The sequence below is a fragment of the Pseudomonas sp. YY-1 genome (assembly GCF_002843095.1).
Taxonomy (GTDB): Bacteria; Pseudomonadota; Gammaproteobacteria; order Pseudomonadales; family Pseudomonadaceae; genus Aquipseudomonas; species Aquipseudomonas sediminis_A.
Genome location: NZ_PJLX01000001.1, coordinates 515,528 through 528,225, shown reverse-complemented (window position 1 = coordinate 528,225; position 12,698 = coordinate 515,528). Strand labels below are relative to the sequence as shown.

General features: G+C 58.8%; 9 protein-coding genes and 3 tRNA genes. 9 read left to right on the top strand and 3 right to left on the bottom strand.

Going from position 1 to position 12,698, the window contains the following annotated elements; translation table 11 throughout:
- Positions 1-32: 32 nt before the first annotated feature.
- Complete coding sequence (folD, locus tag CXP40_RS02480) at positions 33-887, bottom strand: bifunctional methylenetetrahydrofolate dehydrogenase/methenyltetrahydrofolate cyclohydrolase FolD (RefSeq protein ID WP_003459914.1); 855 nt, start codon at positions 885-887, stop codon at positions 33-35.
- Between the two features lie 269 nt (positions 888-1,156).
- Between folD and CXP40_RS02475 the strand changes: the two genes are divergently transcribed.
- The 9 genes from CXP40_RS02475 (at position 1,157) to CXP40_RS02435 (ending at position 10,042) form a co-directional block, all read left to right on the top strand.
- Positions 1,157-1,233, top strand: a tRNA-Arg gene (locus CXP40_RS02475).
- Positions 1,234-1,269: 36 nt separating this feature from the next.
- Positions 1,270-1,345: transfer RNA gene (locus CXP40_RS02470), tRNA-His, on the top strand.
- A 56-nt stretch (positions 1,346-1,401) separates the two neighbouring features.
- A tRNA-Leu gene (locus CXP40_RS02465) sits at positions 1,402-1,486 on the top strand.
- Positions 1,487-1,613: 127 nt separating this feature from the next.
- Positions 1,614-2,924 carry a trigger factor gene (gene tig / locus CXP40_RS02460; protein ID WP_106732430.1) on the top strand — a complete coding sequence of 437 codons (1,311 nt, stop codon included), beginning with the start codon at positions 1,614-1,616 and terminating at the stop codon, positions 2,922-2,924.
- Between the two features lie 94 nt (positions 2,925-3,018).
- A complete protein-coding gene (gene clpP / locus CXP40_RS02455) occupies positions 3,019-3,660 on the top strand; it encodes an ATP-dependent Clp endopeptidase proteolytic subunit ClpP (RefSeq protein WP_106732429.1) in 642 nt (213 codons plus the stop codon).
- Between the two features lie 107 nt (positions 3,661-3,767).
- Positions 3,768-5,048: an ATP-dependent Clp protease ATP-binding subunit ClpX gene (gene clpX, locus CXP40_RS02450; protein ID WP_099524454.1), complete on the top strand. Its 1,281-nt coding sequence runs from the start codon at positions 3,768-3,770 to the stop codon at positions 5,046-5,048.
- Between the two features lie 149 nt (positions 5,049-5,197).
- Complete coding sequence (gene lon / locus CXP40_RS02445) at positions 5,198-7,594, top strand: endopeptidase La (protein WP_099524452.1); 2,397 nt, start codon at positions 5,198-5,200, stop codon at positions 7,592-7,594.
- Positions 7,595-7,729: 135 nt separating this feature from the next.
- Positions 7,730-8,002, top strand: a complete 273-nt coding sequence (hupB, locus tag CXP40_RS02440) for a nucleoid-associated protein HU-beta (RefSeq protein WP_003239952.1) — start codon at positions 7,730-7,732, stop codon at positions 8,000-8,002.
- Positions 8,003-8,194: 192 nt separating this feature from the next.
- The gene (locus CXP40_RS02435) at positions 8,195-10,042 is read left to right on the top strand and encodes a SurA N-terminal domain-containing protein (RefSeq protein ID WP_106732428.1); all 1,848 of its coding nucleotides are present in this window, start codon (positions 8,195-8,197) and stop codon (positions 10,040-10,042) included.
- A 54-nt stretch (positions 10,043-10,096) separates the two neighbouring features.
- On the opposite strand, the gene CXP40_RS02430 is transcribed toward CXP40_RS02435, so the two are convergent.
- A complete protein-coding gene (locus CXP40_RS02430) occupies positions 10,097-11,644 on the bottom strand; it encodes a phospholipase D family protein (RefSeq protein ID WP_106732427.1) in 1,548 nt (515 codons plus the stop codon).
- A gap of 234 nt (positions 11,645-11,878) precedes the next feature.
- The gene (gene fabI / locus CXP40_RS02425; protein WP_099524447.1) at positions 11,879-12,673 is read right to left on the bottom strand and encodes an enoyl-ACP reductase FabI; all 795 of its coding nucleotides are present in this window, start codon (positions 12,671-12,673) and stop codon (positions 11,879-11,881) included.
- Positions 12,674-12,698: the final 25 nt, after the last annotated feature.

The window sequence follows — 12,698 nt, the reverse complement described above, 5'->3', positions numbered from 1 at the left end:
CTCGGGTGCCGTTGTTCGTTATGCAGCGCTGCTTACTTATGCAGATGTTCGGCCGCGTGCAGGGTGTTCTCCAACAGCCCGGCGCGAGTCATTGGGCCAACACCGCCTGGAACTGGTGTGATCCAGCCGGCGCGGGGCAGGGCAGCATCAAAGGTCACGTCGCCAACCAGCTTGCCGTCTTCCTGGCGGTTGATGCCAACGTCGATGACGATGGCGCCTGGCTTGATCCACTCACCCTTGACCAGTCCCGGCTTGCCGGCAGCGACCACGACGATATCTGCCTGGCCGACATGGCCGGCCAGATCCTTGGTGAAGCGGTGGGTGACGGTCACGGTGCAACCGGCCAGCAGCAATTCCATGGCCATTGGTCGGCCGACGATATTAGACGCACCGACCACCACCGCATGCATGCCGTACAGATCGGCCCCGGTGCTTTCCAGCAGGGTCATGATGCCTTTCGGGGTGCAGGGGCGCAGCAGCGGCATGCGCTGTGCCAAACGGCCAATGTTGTAGGGATGGAAGCCGTCCACATCCTTGTCTGGACGAATGCGTTCGAGCAGCAGCGACGAGTCGAGATTCTCCGGCAGCGGCAGCTGTACCAGGATGCCGTCGATGGTCGGGTCTTCATTGAGCTCGTCGATCAGCGCGAGCAGATCGGCCTGGCTGGTCTCTGCCGGCAGGTCATAGGCACGGGAGAGGAAACCGACTTCTTCGCAATCCTTGCGTTTATGTGACACATAGACCTGGGAGGCAGGATCGGTGCCGACCAGGATCACGGCCAGGCCTGGCGCACGAAGGCCTTGCTGGCGGCGTTCGGCGACACGTTGGGCAATCTGCTGGCGGAGGCTGGCGGCGATCGCCTTGCCGTCGATCAGTTGTGCGGTCATTGCGCTGGTTAACCATTAATAAGGATGAAAAAAGGACGCGCATTCTCGCATGGGCGCTCACCCGGGCAAAGGCGCCTGCCGTCGTTTTCGCGTAACTCCTTTAAATCGCTGAATTTTTTTGAAAATTTCTGTTGACGAGGTTGGGAGGCGTCTATAACATTCGCCCCGCTTCTCAGGAACAGCCACTCGCTGGGTGAGGCGGCAAGAGCCAAGCCCTGGTGGTGAGGTTGGAGCCAAAAGCTTGTAAGTCTGCGCTAGCGGATGGATAAGTGCCCGTAGCTCAGCTGGATAGAGCATCCGCCTTCTAAGCGGATGGTCGCAGGTTCGAGTCCTGCCGGGTGCGCCATTTGGCGGTCAGGCAAGAGTAAGCAAATGCAATATGGTGGGCGTAGCTCAGTTGGTAGAGCACAGGATTGTGGCTCCTGGTGTCGTGGGTTCGATTCCCATCGTCCACCCCATATTCCAAAGCGCCAGGCCAAAAGCCTGGCGTTTTTGTTTTAAGCTGCAAAGCCACGCGGACGTGGTGGAATTGGTAGACACACCAGATTTAGGTTCTGGCGCCGCAAGGTGTGAGAGTTCGAGTCTCTCCGTCCGCACCATCTTACAAATCCTCCCGCATTCACGCCTGCTTCTAGGGTGACTTCTTACTATTGACCCTCTAGAATGCTTGGCCTTGAATTCGGGGCCGGTTCTAGCCGGCTTTTGTCTGTGCAACGAGGAATATCCATGCAAGTTTCTGTTGAAAGCACTTCTGCTCTTGAGCGTCGCATGACCGTCGGCGTACCCGTCGAGCGCATCGAGACTGAAGTCAACAAGCGTCTGCAACAGACTGCCCGTCGTGCCAAGGTTCCTGGCTTCCGTCCTGGCAAGGTGCCGATGAGCGTGATTCGTCAGCGTTACGAAGACGCTGCTCGTCAGGAAGCGCTGGGCGACCTGATCCAGGCTACCTTCTACGAAGCCGTGGTCGAGCAGAAGCTGAACCCGGCCGGTGCTCCGGCTGTCGAGCCGAAGTCCTTTGAGAAGGGCAAGGATCTGGAATATGTCGCTACTTTCGAAGTGTTCCCTGAGTTTCAGGTTTCCGGCTTCGACAGCATCGCCATTGAGCGTCTCGAAGCTGATGTGGCTGACAGCGACGTCGACAACATGCTCGACATCCTGCGCAAGCAGAACACCCGTTTCGAAACTGTTGAGCGTGCTGCCGAGAATGGCGATCAGCTGAACATCGACTTCGTTGGTAAGATCGACGGCGAAGCCTTCGCTGGCGGTAGCGCCAAGGGCACCCAGCTGGTGCTGGGCTCCGGTCGCATGATTCCGGGCTTCGAAGACGCCCTGGTTGGTGCCAAGGCTGGTGAAGAGCGCGTGATCAACCCGACTTTCCCAGAGGACTACCAGAACCTCGATCTGGCCGGCAAAACCGCCGAGTTCACTGTCACCGTGAACAGCGTCTCTGCTCCGCAACTGCCTGAGCTGAACGATGAGTTCTTCGCCCTGTTCGGTATCAAGGAAGGTGGTCTGGAAGGTTTCCGTGCCGAAGTTCGCAAGAACATGGAGCGCGAGCTGCGTCAGGCCATCAAATCCAAGGTCAAGAACCAGGTAATGGATGGCCTGCTGGCTGCCAACCCGGTCGAAGTGCCGAAAGCGCTGATTGGTAATGAAGTGAATCGTCTGCGCGTGCAGGCCGTTCAGCAATTCGGTGGCAACATCAAGCCAGATCAACTGCCGGCCGAACTGTTCGAAGAGCAAGCCAAGCGCCGTGTCGTGCTGGGCCTGATCGTTGCTGAAGTGGTCAAGCAGTTCGACCTGAAGCCGGACGAAGCCCGCGTACGCGAACTGATCGAAGAAATGGCCTCGGCTTACCAAGAGCCTGAGCAGGTCGTTGCCTGGTACTACAAGAACGACCAGCAAATGAACGAAGTGCGTTCGGTTGTACTGGAAGAGCAAGTTGTAGATACTGTTCTGCAGAAGGCCAACGTGACCGATAAAGCGGTTTCCTACGAAGACGCAGTCAAGCCGGCGGAAGCTCCTAAAGCCGACTGATCTGGTAACCTCGTTCGAGTACACCACCATAAGCCAGCCTCCGTGCTGGCTTATGCGTATTTGAGACATGACTATTAGAGAGTGAGCGCAAGACATGTCCCGCAATCCTTTTATGCAAAACATGCCTGAAATTCAGGCCGCTGGCGGCCTGGTGCCGATGGTCATCGAGCAGTCCGCTCGTGGCGAGCGTGCCTACGACATCTATTCGCGTCTGCTCAAGGAGCGCGTGATCTTCCTGGTTGGTCAGGTCGAGGACTACATGGCCAACCTGATCTGCGCCCAGCTGCTGTTTCTGGAGGCAGAGAATCCGGACAAGGACATTCACCTGTACATCAACTCGCCGGGTGGCTCGGTGACTGCAGGTATGGCGATCTATGACACCATGCAGTTCATCAAGGCGGACGTGTCCACCACCTGCATCGGCCAAGCCTGCAGCATGGGGGCATTCCTGCTGGCTGGCGGCGCCAAGGGCAAGCGTTTCTGCCTACCGAACTCGCGCGTGATGATTCACCAGCCACTGGGTGGCTTCCAGGGGCAGGCCTCGGACATCGAGATCCATGCCAAGGAAATCCTCTTTATCCGTGAGCGCTTGAACGAGCTGCTGGCGCATCACACTGGTCAGAGTCTGGAAATCATCGAGCGTGATACCAACCGCGACAACTTCATGAGCGCTTCGCGTGCCATGGAATACGGTCTTGTAGATGCCGTACACGAAAAGCGTCAAATGCCGGTCTAGATAAGGCTCCGTCTGCGGGCACCCTTCAATGACGCGACCTGCGCCCTTGAAAATGCCCGCATTTGCCTTCATCTTGTGTTTCAAGCCTACCGTATTGGATTGATCGAATGACTGATACCCGTAACGGTGAGGACAACGGCAAACTGCTTTATTGCTCCTTCTGCGGCAAAAGCCAGCATGAAGTGCGCAAGTTGATCGCCGGTCCTTCCGTCTTCATCTGCGACGAATGCGTCGACCTGTGCAATGACATCATCCGCGAGGAGGTGCAGGAAGCACAGGCCGAGAGCAGCGCGCACAAACTCCCGGCACCCAAGGAAATCAGCGGCATCCTCGATCAGTATGTGATTGGTCAGGAGCGCGCCAAGAAAGTGCTGTCGGTAGCGGTATACAACCACTACAAGCGTCTTAATCAGCGCGACAAGAAAGATGATGTCGAGCTGGGCAAGAGCAACATTCTGCTGATCGGTCCGACCGGTTCCGGCAAGACACTGCTGGCGGAAACGCTGGCGCGTCTGCTCAACGTGCCGTTCACCATCGCTGACGCCACCACCCTTACCGAAGCCGGTTATGTCGGTGAGGACGTCGAGAACATCATTCAGAAGCTGCTGCAGAAGTGCGATTACGATGTCGAGAAGGCCCAGATGGGCATCGTCTACATCGACGAAATCGACAAGATCTCGCGCAAGTCCGATAACCCGTCGATTACTCGCGACGTGTCGGGTGAGGGCGTGCAGCAGGCGCTGCTGAAACTGATCGAGGGCACTGTTGCCTCGGTTCCGCCGCAAGGCGGGCGCAAGCATCCGCAGCAGGAATTCCTGCAGGTCGACACGCGCAACATCCTGTTCATCTGTGGCGGTGCATTCGCCGGTCTGGAGAAAGTCATCCAGGCGCGCTCCACCAAGGGCGGCATCGGTTTCGGTGCGGAAGTGCGCAGCAAGCAGGAAGGCAAGAAGATCGGCGAGTCGCTGCGCGAAGTCGAGCCGGACGATCTGGTCAAGTTCGGCCTGATTCCCGAGTTCGTCGGTCGCCTGCCGGTGATTGCGACCCTGGAAGAGCTGGACGAAGCAGCTCTGGTGCAGATCCTCACCGAGCCGAAGAACGCGTTGACCAAGCAGTACGCCAAGCTGTTCGAGATGGAAGGCGTGGATCTGGAGTTCCGCTCCGATGCGCTGAAATCCGTGGCGCAGAAGGCGCTGGAACGCAAGACCGGTGCACGTGGCCTGCGTTCTATCCTCGAGGGCATTCTGCTCGACACCATGTACGAGATCCCGTCCCAGCAGGACGTGAGCAAGGTGGTGATCGACGAGAGCGTCATCGAAGGCACCTCCAAGCCGCTGTTGATCTACGAGAACAGCGAGCCGCCGGCGAAGGCCGCGCCAGACGCCTGACGGCTGTCACACGATGCAAAGAAGGGGCCCCTCGGGCCCCTTCGCTTTTCTGGACATTGCGCTTGTTTTTTATGGGAGCTACCCCCATCTTAAAAGCCAAGGGTAATCCCGCCTGTTTACGGCCTTATGGCCGCCGCTGAGCCGAAATCATGAAGACAACCATCGAATTGCCTCTCCTGCCATTGCGCGATGTAGTGGTCTATCCGCACATGGTCATCCCGCTTTTCGTCGGGCGTGAGAAATCCATCGAGGCCCTCGAGGCAGCGATGACGGGCGACAAGCAGATTCTTCTGGTGGCCCAGAAGAATCCGGCCGTCGATGATCCGGATGATCAGGATCTGTATCGCGTAGGCACCGTTGCCACCGTCCTGCAACTGCTCAAGTTGCCCGACGGCACCGTCAAGGTGCTGGTCGAGGGTGAGCAGCGTGGTTCCATCGAGCGTTTCATCGAGCTCGATGATCATTGCCGCGCCGAAGTGCAACTGATCGAGGAGGGCGAGACCGCCGAGCGCGAGTCCGAGGTTTTTACTCGTAGTCTGCTCAGTCAGTTCGAGCAATACGTGCAGCTGGGCAAGAAGGTCCCGGCCGAAGTGCTGTCCTCGCTCAACAGCATCGATGAGCCCAGCCGCCTGGTCGATACCATGGCCGCGCACATGGCGCTGAAGATCGAGCAGAAGCAGGAAATCCTCGAGATCACCTCGCTGTCCGCACGCGTCGAGCATGTGCTGGCGCTGCTGGATGCCGAGATCGACCTGCTGCAGGTCGAGAAGCGTATTCGTGGCCGCGTGAAGAAGCAGATGGAGCGCAGCCAGCGCGAGTACTACCTGAATGAGCAGATGAAGGCCATTCAGAAAGAACTGGGCGACATCGATGAAGGCCACAACGAGATCGATGAGCTTAAGAAACGCATCGACAATGCCGGCCTGACCAAGGAAGCGCTGGCCAAGGCCAATGCCGAGCTGAACAAGCTCAAGCAGATGTCGCCGATGTCTGCCGAAGCCACCGTGGTGCGCTCCTACATCGATTGGCTGGTGAACGTGCCGTGGAAGGCCGAGAGCAAGGTGCGCCTGGATCTGGCGCGTGCTGAGAGCATCCTCGATGCCGACCATTACGGTCTGGAAGAGGTCAAGGAACGCATCCTTGAGTACCTTGCCGTGCAGAAACGGGTGAAGAAACTCAAGGGGCCGGTGCTGTGCCTGGTAGGCCCGCCTGGTGTGGGCAAAACCTCATTGGCCGAGTCCATTGCCACCGCCACCAATCGCAAGTTCGTGCGCATGGCCTTGGGCGGTGTACGTGACGAGGCCGAGATTCGTGGCCACCGTCGCACCTATATCGGCTCGATGCCGGGGCGTCTGATTCAGAAGATGACCAAGGTGGGTGTGCGCAACCCGCTGTTCCTGCTCGATGAAATCGACAAGATGGGCCAGGACATGCGCGGCGATCCTGCCTCTGCGCTGCTCGAGGTGCTCGATCCGGAGCAGAACCACAATTTCAACGATCATTATCTGGAGGTCGATTACGACCTGTCGGACGTGATGTTCCTCTGCACCGCCAACTCGATGAATATCCCTGGGCCGTTGCTGGACCGGATGGAAGTCATTCGGCTGCCGGGTTACACCGAGGACGAGAAGGTCAACATTGCCATCAAATACCTGGCGCCCAAGCAGATACAGGCCAATGGTCTGAAGAAGGGCGAGCTGGAAATTGAAGAATCGGCGATTCGCGACATCATTCGTTACTACACGCGTGAAGCTGGTGTGCGCAGTCTGGAACGGCAGATTGCCAAGGTCTGCCGCAAGGTTGTCAAAGAACATGTGCGCGAGAAGCGTTTTCAGGTCACGGTCAGCGCTGACTCCCTGGAACATTTCCTGGGGGTACGCAAGCATCGTTACGGCCTCGCCGAACAGCAGGATCAGATTGGTCAGGTAACGGGTTTGGCGTGGACGCAGGTGGGCGGCGAGCTGCTCACCATCGAGACGGCGGTAGTGCCTGGTAAGGGCGTTTTGATCAAGACCGGCTCGTTGGGCGATGTCATGGCAGAGTCCATGACGGCGGCCATGACGGTGGTTCGCAGTCGTGCGAAAAGCCTGGGGATCGCAGCTGATTTCAACGAGAAGCGCGACGTTCACATCCATATGCCGGAAGGTGCGACACCCAAGGATGGCCCGAGTGCGGGCATTGGTCTGTGCACGGCCCTGGTCTCGGCATTGACGCAGATTCCGGTGCGGGCGGACGTGGCCATGACCGGAGAAATCACCTTGCGTGGTCAGGTGTTGGCCATCGGTGGTCTCAAGGAAAAACTTCTGGCAGCTCATCGGGGTGGGATCAAGACTGTGATCATTCCCGAAGAAAATGTGCGTGATCTGAAGGAAATTCCGGAAAATATTAAGCAAGACCTGCAGATTAAACCGGTTAAATGGATTGACGAGGTCCTGCAAATTGCGCTGCAATACGCCCCGGAGCCCTTGCCCGATGCGGCTCCCGAGATGGTTGCAACGGATGACAAGCGCGAGTCTGATTCCAAGGAGCGAATTAGCACGCATTAGCCGGGGGGCTTCCTTGACACAATTTTTGAGCCCTTGTTATAAAGCGGCTCTTATTGTGTCAGCAGGCCATCCAGCACCCGCTTTGCTTACACTAAAAATCAAGAAACAAACTAAACAGAAATAAGGGGACTTAGAGTGAACAAGTCGGAACTGATCGATGCCATCGCTGCATCTGCTGATATCCCGAAAGCTGTTGCTGGCCGCGCGCTGGATGCAGTGATTGAATCCGTCACTGGCGCTCTGAAGGCTGGTGACTCCGTTGTTCTGGTTGGCTTCGGCACCTTCGCTGTCAAAGAGCGCGCTGCTCGCACTGGTCGCAACCCGCAGACCGGCAAGCCGATCAGCATCGCTGCTGCCAAGATCCCAGGCTTCAAAGCTGGCAAGGCTCTGAAAGACGCCGTCAACTAAGCGTCTTCCGGGTTTGCCTCGCCGTCAGGCTTCATCTGGCGGCTGTTAGGGAGCAGCGCAGGTATTCCAAGACTCTTGCTCTGACTGCTTAACGCGTTACGAGAAGGCGCATCCAAGGATGCGCCTTTCTTCTATCTGGACATTACCCACACTGCGCGGCTGGTGACTCTGTACAGTCGTTCTGGGGGAAGCATGCTGCAAAACATCAGGGACAATTCACGCGGTTGGATTGCCAAAATCATCATCGGCCTCATTGTGATGCTGATGGCGTTTACCGGTTTCGAAGCTATCGTCACGGGAGCCAGCAATCGCAACAATGCGGCTGACGTGAACGGAGACACCATTACCCTCAGCGAGCTCAACCAGGCCGTTGAAATGCAGCGTCGCCAACTGCTGCAGCAATTGGGTCGCGATTTCGATGCCTCGCTGCTCGATGACAAGTTGCTGCGTGAGGCTTCGCTCAAGGGTTTGATCGAGCGCAAGCTGTTGTTGCAAGCAGCGGACGATTCCCACTTCGCCTTCTCGCAGGGGTCGCTGGATCAGGTCATTCTGCAAACTCCCGAATTTCAGGTAGATGGCCGCTTCGATGCTGCGCGCTTCGATCAGGTCATTCGCCAGATGGGCTACACCCGTCTGCAGTTCCGCCAGATGCTGGAAGAGGAAATGCTGATTGGGCAACTGCGTGCCGGTCTAGGCGCCAGTAGCTTCGTCACTGAGCAGGAGGCGCGTGCGTTCGCCAATCTAGAGCGCCAGACCCGCGACTTCGCCAGCCTCGTCATCAAGGCCGATAGTACCGCGATCAACCTGAGCGATGACGACGTCAAAGCCTATTACGACGAGCATGCCAGCGAGTTCATGAGCCCAGAGCAAGTGGTGCTGGAGTACGTCGAACTGCACAAGGACAGCTTCTTCGATCAGGTCGAAGTCAGCGATGAAGATCTGCAGCCGCTGTACGAGAGCGAGATCGCCAACCTGGCTGAGCAGCGTCAGGCTGCGCACATCCTTATCGAGGGCGATGACCAGGCCGCGCGCACCAAGATCGAAGAGATCAAGGCGCGTGTAGACGCTGGCGAAGATTTCGCTGCCCTGGCCAAGGAGTTCTCGCAAGACCCAGGATCGGCTGCCGATGGCGGTGATCTGGGGTACGCCGGTCCTGGCGTTTACGACCCGGCCTTCGAAGAGGCGCTCTATGCGCTGCAGCAAGGGCAGGTCTCCGAGCCGGTCAAGAGCGAGTTCGGTTGGCACCTGATCAAGCTGTTGGGTGTTCAGGCGCCTGAAGTGCCGAGCTTCGACAGCCTCAAGGACAAGCTGGCGCGTGACTTCAAGGCGCAACAGGTCGAGCAGCGCTTCGTCGAGGCAACCAAGCAGTTGGAAGATGCTGCGTTCGAAGCGTCGGATCTGGTGCAGCCGGCTCAGGAGCTGGGGCTTGAGGTCAAGACCAGCGAAGCCTTCGGCCGTGAGGGTGGTGCAACTGGTATCACTGCCAACCGTCAGGTACTGCAGGCTGCATTCAGCCCTGAAGTTCTGGAAGATGGCACCAACAGCTCGACCATCGAACTGGACCCAAGCACCGTGGTTGTCGTGCGCGTCAAAGAGCACAACAAGCCCGAACAGTTGCCGCTTGAGCAGGTCGCAGAGAGCATCCGCGCTCATCTGCAGCAGGAGCGTGCCGCCGCTGCCGCCAAGGCTGAGGGCGAGAAGCAACTGGCCGCTGCCGAGGCAGGTGACGCTGCCGATGCTGGCTGGCAGGTTCAGGAAGCCGCCACGCGCAGCCAGGACGGCGTTGAGCCGAAGGTGCTGCAAGCGCTGTTCCGTATGCCCAAGCCAGCCAAGGCGGGCGAGCCGACCTTCGCCGGCGTGACACTGAACAATGGTGACTACGTTGTGCTGCGTCTCGATGGCGTGAATGTGCCGGAAGAAGCGCTGGCTGACGAAGAGCTTGCCATGTACCGCAACTTCCTCGCATCGCGCGCAGGTCAGCAGGACTTCGCTGCACTGCGTAAGCAGCTGGAAGCCAAGGCCGACATCGAGCGTTTCTGATCGTTGTTCGCTAAGAAAGAGCCCCGCCAAGTGCGGGGCTCTTTCATTTTGAGGTCATAACAACCATTCGATGGGCAGCCAGGAAAGCAGGCGTACGCCCAGGTTTTTGAGCAGCCCCGTACCGGGCTCGCTGTCGAGTCGACGTTGCTCGCCATTCTGGCGCTCAAGCCAGTAGAGCCCGCCGTTCTCGCTTAGCCCCAGCTCATAGGCATTTGCCGGAATATCGGTTTCGAATGCCTGGCCGATGGCGGCAGCCAGTGCCGGGCTTTCGATGATGAAGCCCATCTCCGTGTTGAGGCGGGCGGAGCGTGGATCGAAGTTGAACGAGCCGATGAAGATGCGCTGGCCATCCAAAGCGAAGGTCTTCGCGTGCAGGCTCGAGCCGGAGCTGCCAAACGGTCCGGCTTTTTCCCGGGGGCCCTCATCGACGGCACCCAGGCGCATTTCATAGAGTTTGACGCCACCTTCCAGCAGGGCGCGACGGCGCTTGGCGTAGCCGGCGTGCACGGGCGTCACGTCGGTTGCTTCCAGCGCATTGGTGAGAATACGCACCTCTATGCCGCGTCGTACCATGCCGGTGAAGAGGTCGACGCCGGCTTGCGTGGGGACGAAGTAGGGTGAGACGAGATCGACCCGAGATGTGGGAGTGTCGAGCATGTCTTTCAGGTCGCTGATCAATAGTTCGCTATCACTGGCTGTGCCAAGGCCTTTGGCGGGATCGTCACTAACTAGCGTGGTCTCGCTCCATTCAAAGCTCAGATCCTTGTCCAGCAGGCGTGCAATGAAGTCGCTTTCCTGCAGGGCTTTCACGTAGCCGCTGGCTGCAGGTGTATTGGAAAGATCCGCAGCGATATCGTGTAGGCGCAATGGGGTGTTCTGGCTGCGCGGCACGATCAGCTCCAGCGGATAGCTCGAATCACTGGCCCAGTAACGATCAAAATCGTCCGAGGTATCGGCCACCACTGGGCCGATTGCCAGCACGTCGAGGTCGGCGAAAAGTACGCCCTCACTGGCATCGAAGTACTCGTCGCCAATATTGCGCCCGCCAATGATGGTGGCCTGGTTGTCGACGGTGAGCGACTTGTTGTGCATGCGCCGGTTGGCGCGGGAGAAATGCGTCAGATAACCCAGCATCTTGGCTTTGCGCAGGGAGAAGGGGTTGAACAGACGTACTTCGATGTTGGGGTGTTGATCGAGTGTGCTGAGTGTCTGGTCGAGACCGGCAATGCCGTTGTCGTCCAGCAGCAGGCGGACGCGTACGCCGCGCTCTGCCGCTCTGAGCAGGGCGTCGAGTAACAGGGTGCCAGTGACGTCATTGCGCCAGATGTAGTACTGCACGTCGAGACTGCGCTCGGCCGCTTCGACCATCAGCATGCGCGCGGCGAAGGCGTCCCTGGCCGCTGCCAGCGTAAGGATGCCGGACAAGCCGGGATGAGCGTCCCGCTCGCTACCCAGAGCTTGCCCCAGTGTGGTGTCGGCCGTTTCGGCCTGGGTGAAGGCCAGGCTTTCGCTACGGCCATCCAGTGGCGGTAATGCGCAGCCAGCCGCGACGCTGCATAGCGCGGTAATCAGGCAGGCTCGCCAGGTGCTTGTCTGGATCATTTACCCTTCTCGGTTCCAGGCCTCCCATCTAGGACCGCATCAGTGTTGATGCGTGCCGGGCTTTAATGAAATGTGACATCAGAACGCGGCTCGGCGCACCCAGCCTCTGCAAGGTTTGCTGGCGTCCTGACGAAAAAACGCCGCAGTCCCAAGGGGATCTGCGGCGTTTTCGTGCCGTTCAGCAGGGGGGCATCGATGCTGGTGGTCCAGTCGATGCTCGGTCCACTGCCGAAATCAGTCTTCCATGGCACCCATGGCGGTGGTGTTGAAGCCGCCGTCGACGTACATGATTTCACCGCTGACGCCCGAGGCCAGGTCGGAGCAGAGGAAGGCACCGGCGTTACCGACTTCCTCGATGGTCACGTTGCGACGCAGCGGGGTCTGCTTCTCGTTGGCGGCCAGCATCTTGCGGAAGCTGGCGATACCGCTGGCGGCCAGGGTACGGATCGGGCCGGCAGAGATGGCGTTGACGCGGGTGCCTTCCGGGCCGAGGCTACCGGCCAGGTAGCGTACACCGGCTTCCAGGCTGGCCTTGGCCATGCCCATGACGTTGTAATTGGGCATGGTGCGCTCGGCGCCCAGGTAGGAGAGGGTGAGCAGGCTGCCGTTGCGGCCTTTCATCATCTCGCGACCGGCCTTGGCCAGGGCGACGAAGCTGTAGGCGCTGATGTCGTGGGCGATCTTGAAACCTTCACGGGTGGTGACGTCGGTGAAGTCGCCATTGAGTTGGTCGCCCGGGGCGAAGCCAACCGAGTGGACGATGCAGTCCAGGCCATCCCACTTCTTGCTCAGCGCTTCGAATACCGAGGCGATTTCCTCGTCGTTGGCCACATCGCAAGGGAAGCACAGGTCAGCGCTGGAGCCCCAGCCGGCAGCGAAGTCCTCTACGCGGCCCTTGAGCTTCTCGTTCTGGTAGGTGAAGGCCAGCTCGGCACCTTCGCGGTGCATGGCAGCAGCGATACCCGAGGCGATGGACAGTTTGCTGGCGACGCCAACGATGAGTACGCGCTTACCGGTTAGAAAACCCATTGTGCTATTCCTCTTCCTGTTTCAA

Bases quoted from the DNA above. Each gene is read 5' to 3' on its own strand.
- fabI (WP_099524447.1), bottom strand. From the start codon at position 12,673: ATGGGTTTTCTAACCGGTAAGCGCGTACTCATCGTTGGCGTCGCCAGC.
- folD (WP_003459914.1), bottom strand. From the start codon at position 887: ATGACCGCACAACTGATCGACGGCAAGGCGATCGCCGCCAGCCTCCGC.
- tig (WP_106732430.1), top strand. From the start codon at position 1,614: ATGCAAGTTTCTGTTGAAAGCACTTCTGCTCTTGAGCGTCGCATGACC.
- lon (WP_099524452.1), top strand. From the start codon at position 5,198: ATGAAGACAACCATCGAATTGCCTCTCCTGCCATTGCGCGATGTAGTG.
- CXP40_RS02435 (WP_106732428.1), top strand. From the start codon at position 8,195: ATGCTGCAAAACATCAGGGACAATTCACGCGGTTGGATTGCCAAAATC.
- clpP (WP_106732429.1), top strand. From the start codon at position 3,019: ATGTCCCGCAATCCTTTTATGCAAAACATGCCTGAAATTCAGGCCGCT.
- clpX (WP_099524454.1), top strand. From the start codon at position 3,768: ATGACTGATACCCGTAACGGTGAGGACAACGGCAAACTGCTTTATTGC.
- CXP40_RS02430 (WP_106732427.1), bottom strand. From the start codon at position 11,644: ATGATCCAGACAAGCACCTGGCGAGCCTGCCTGATTACCGCGCTATGC.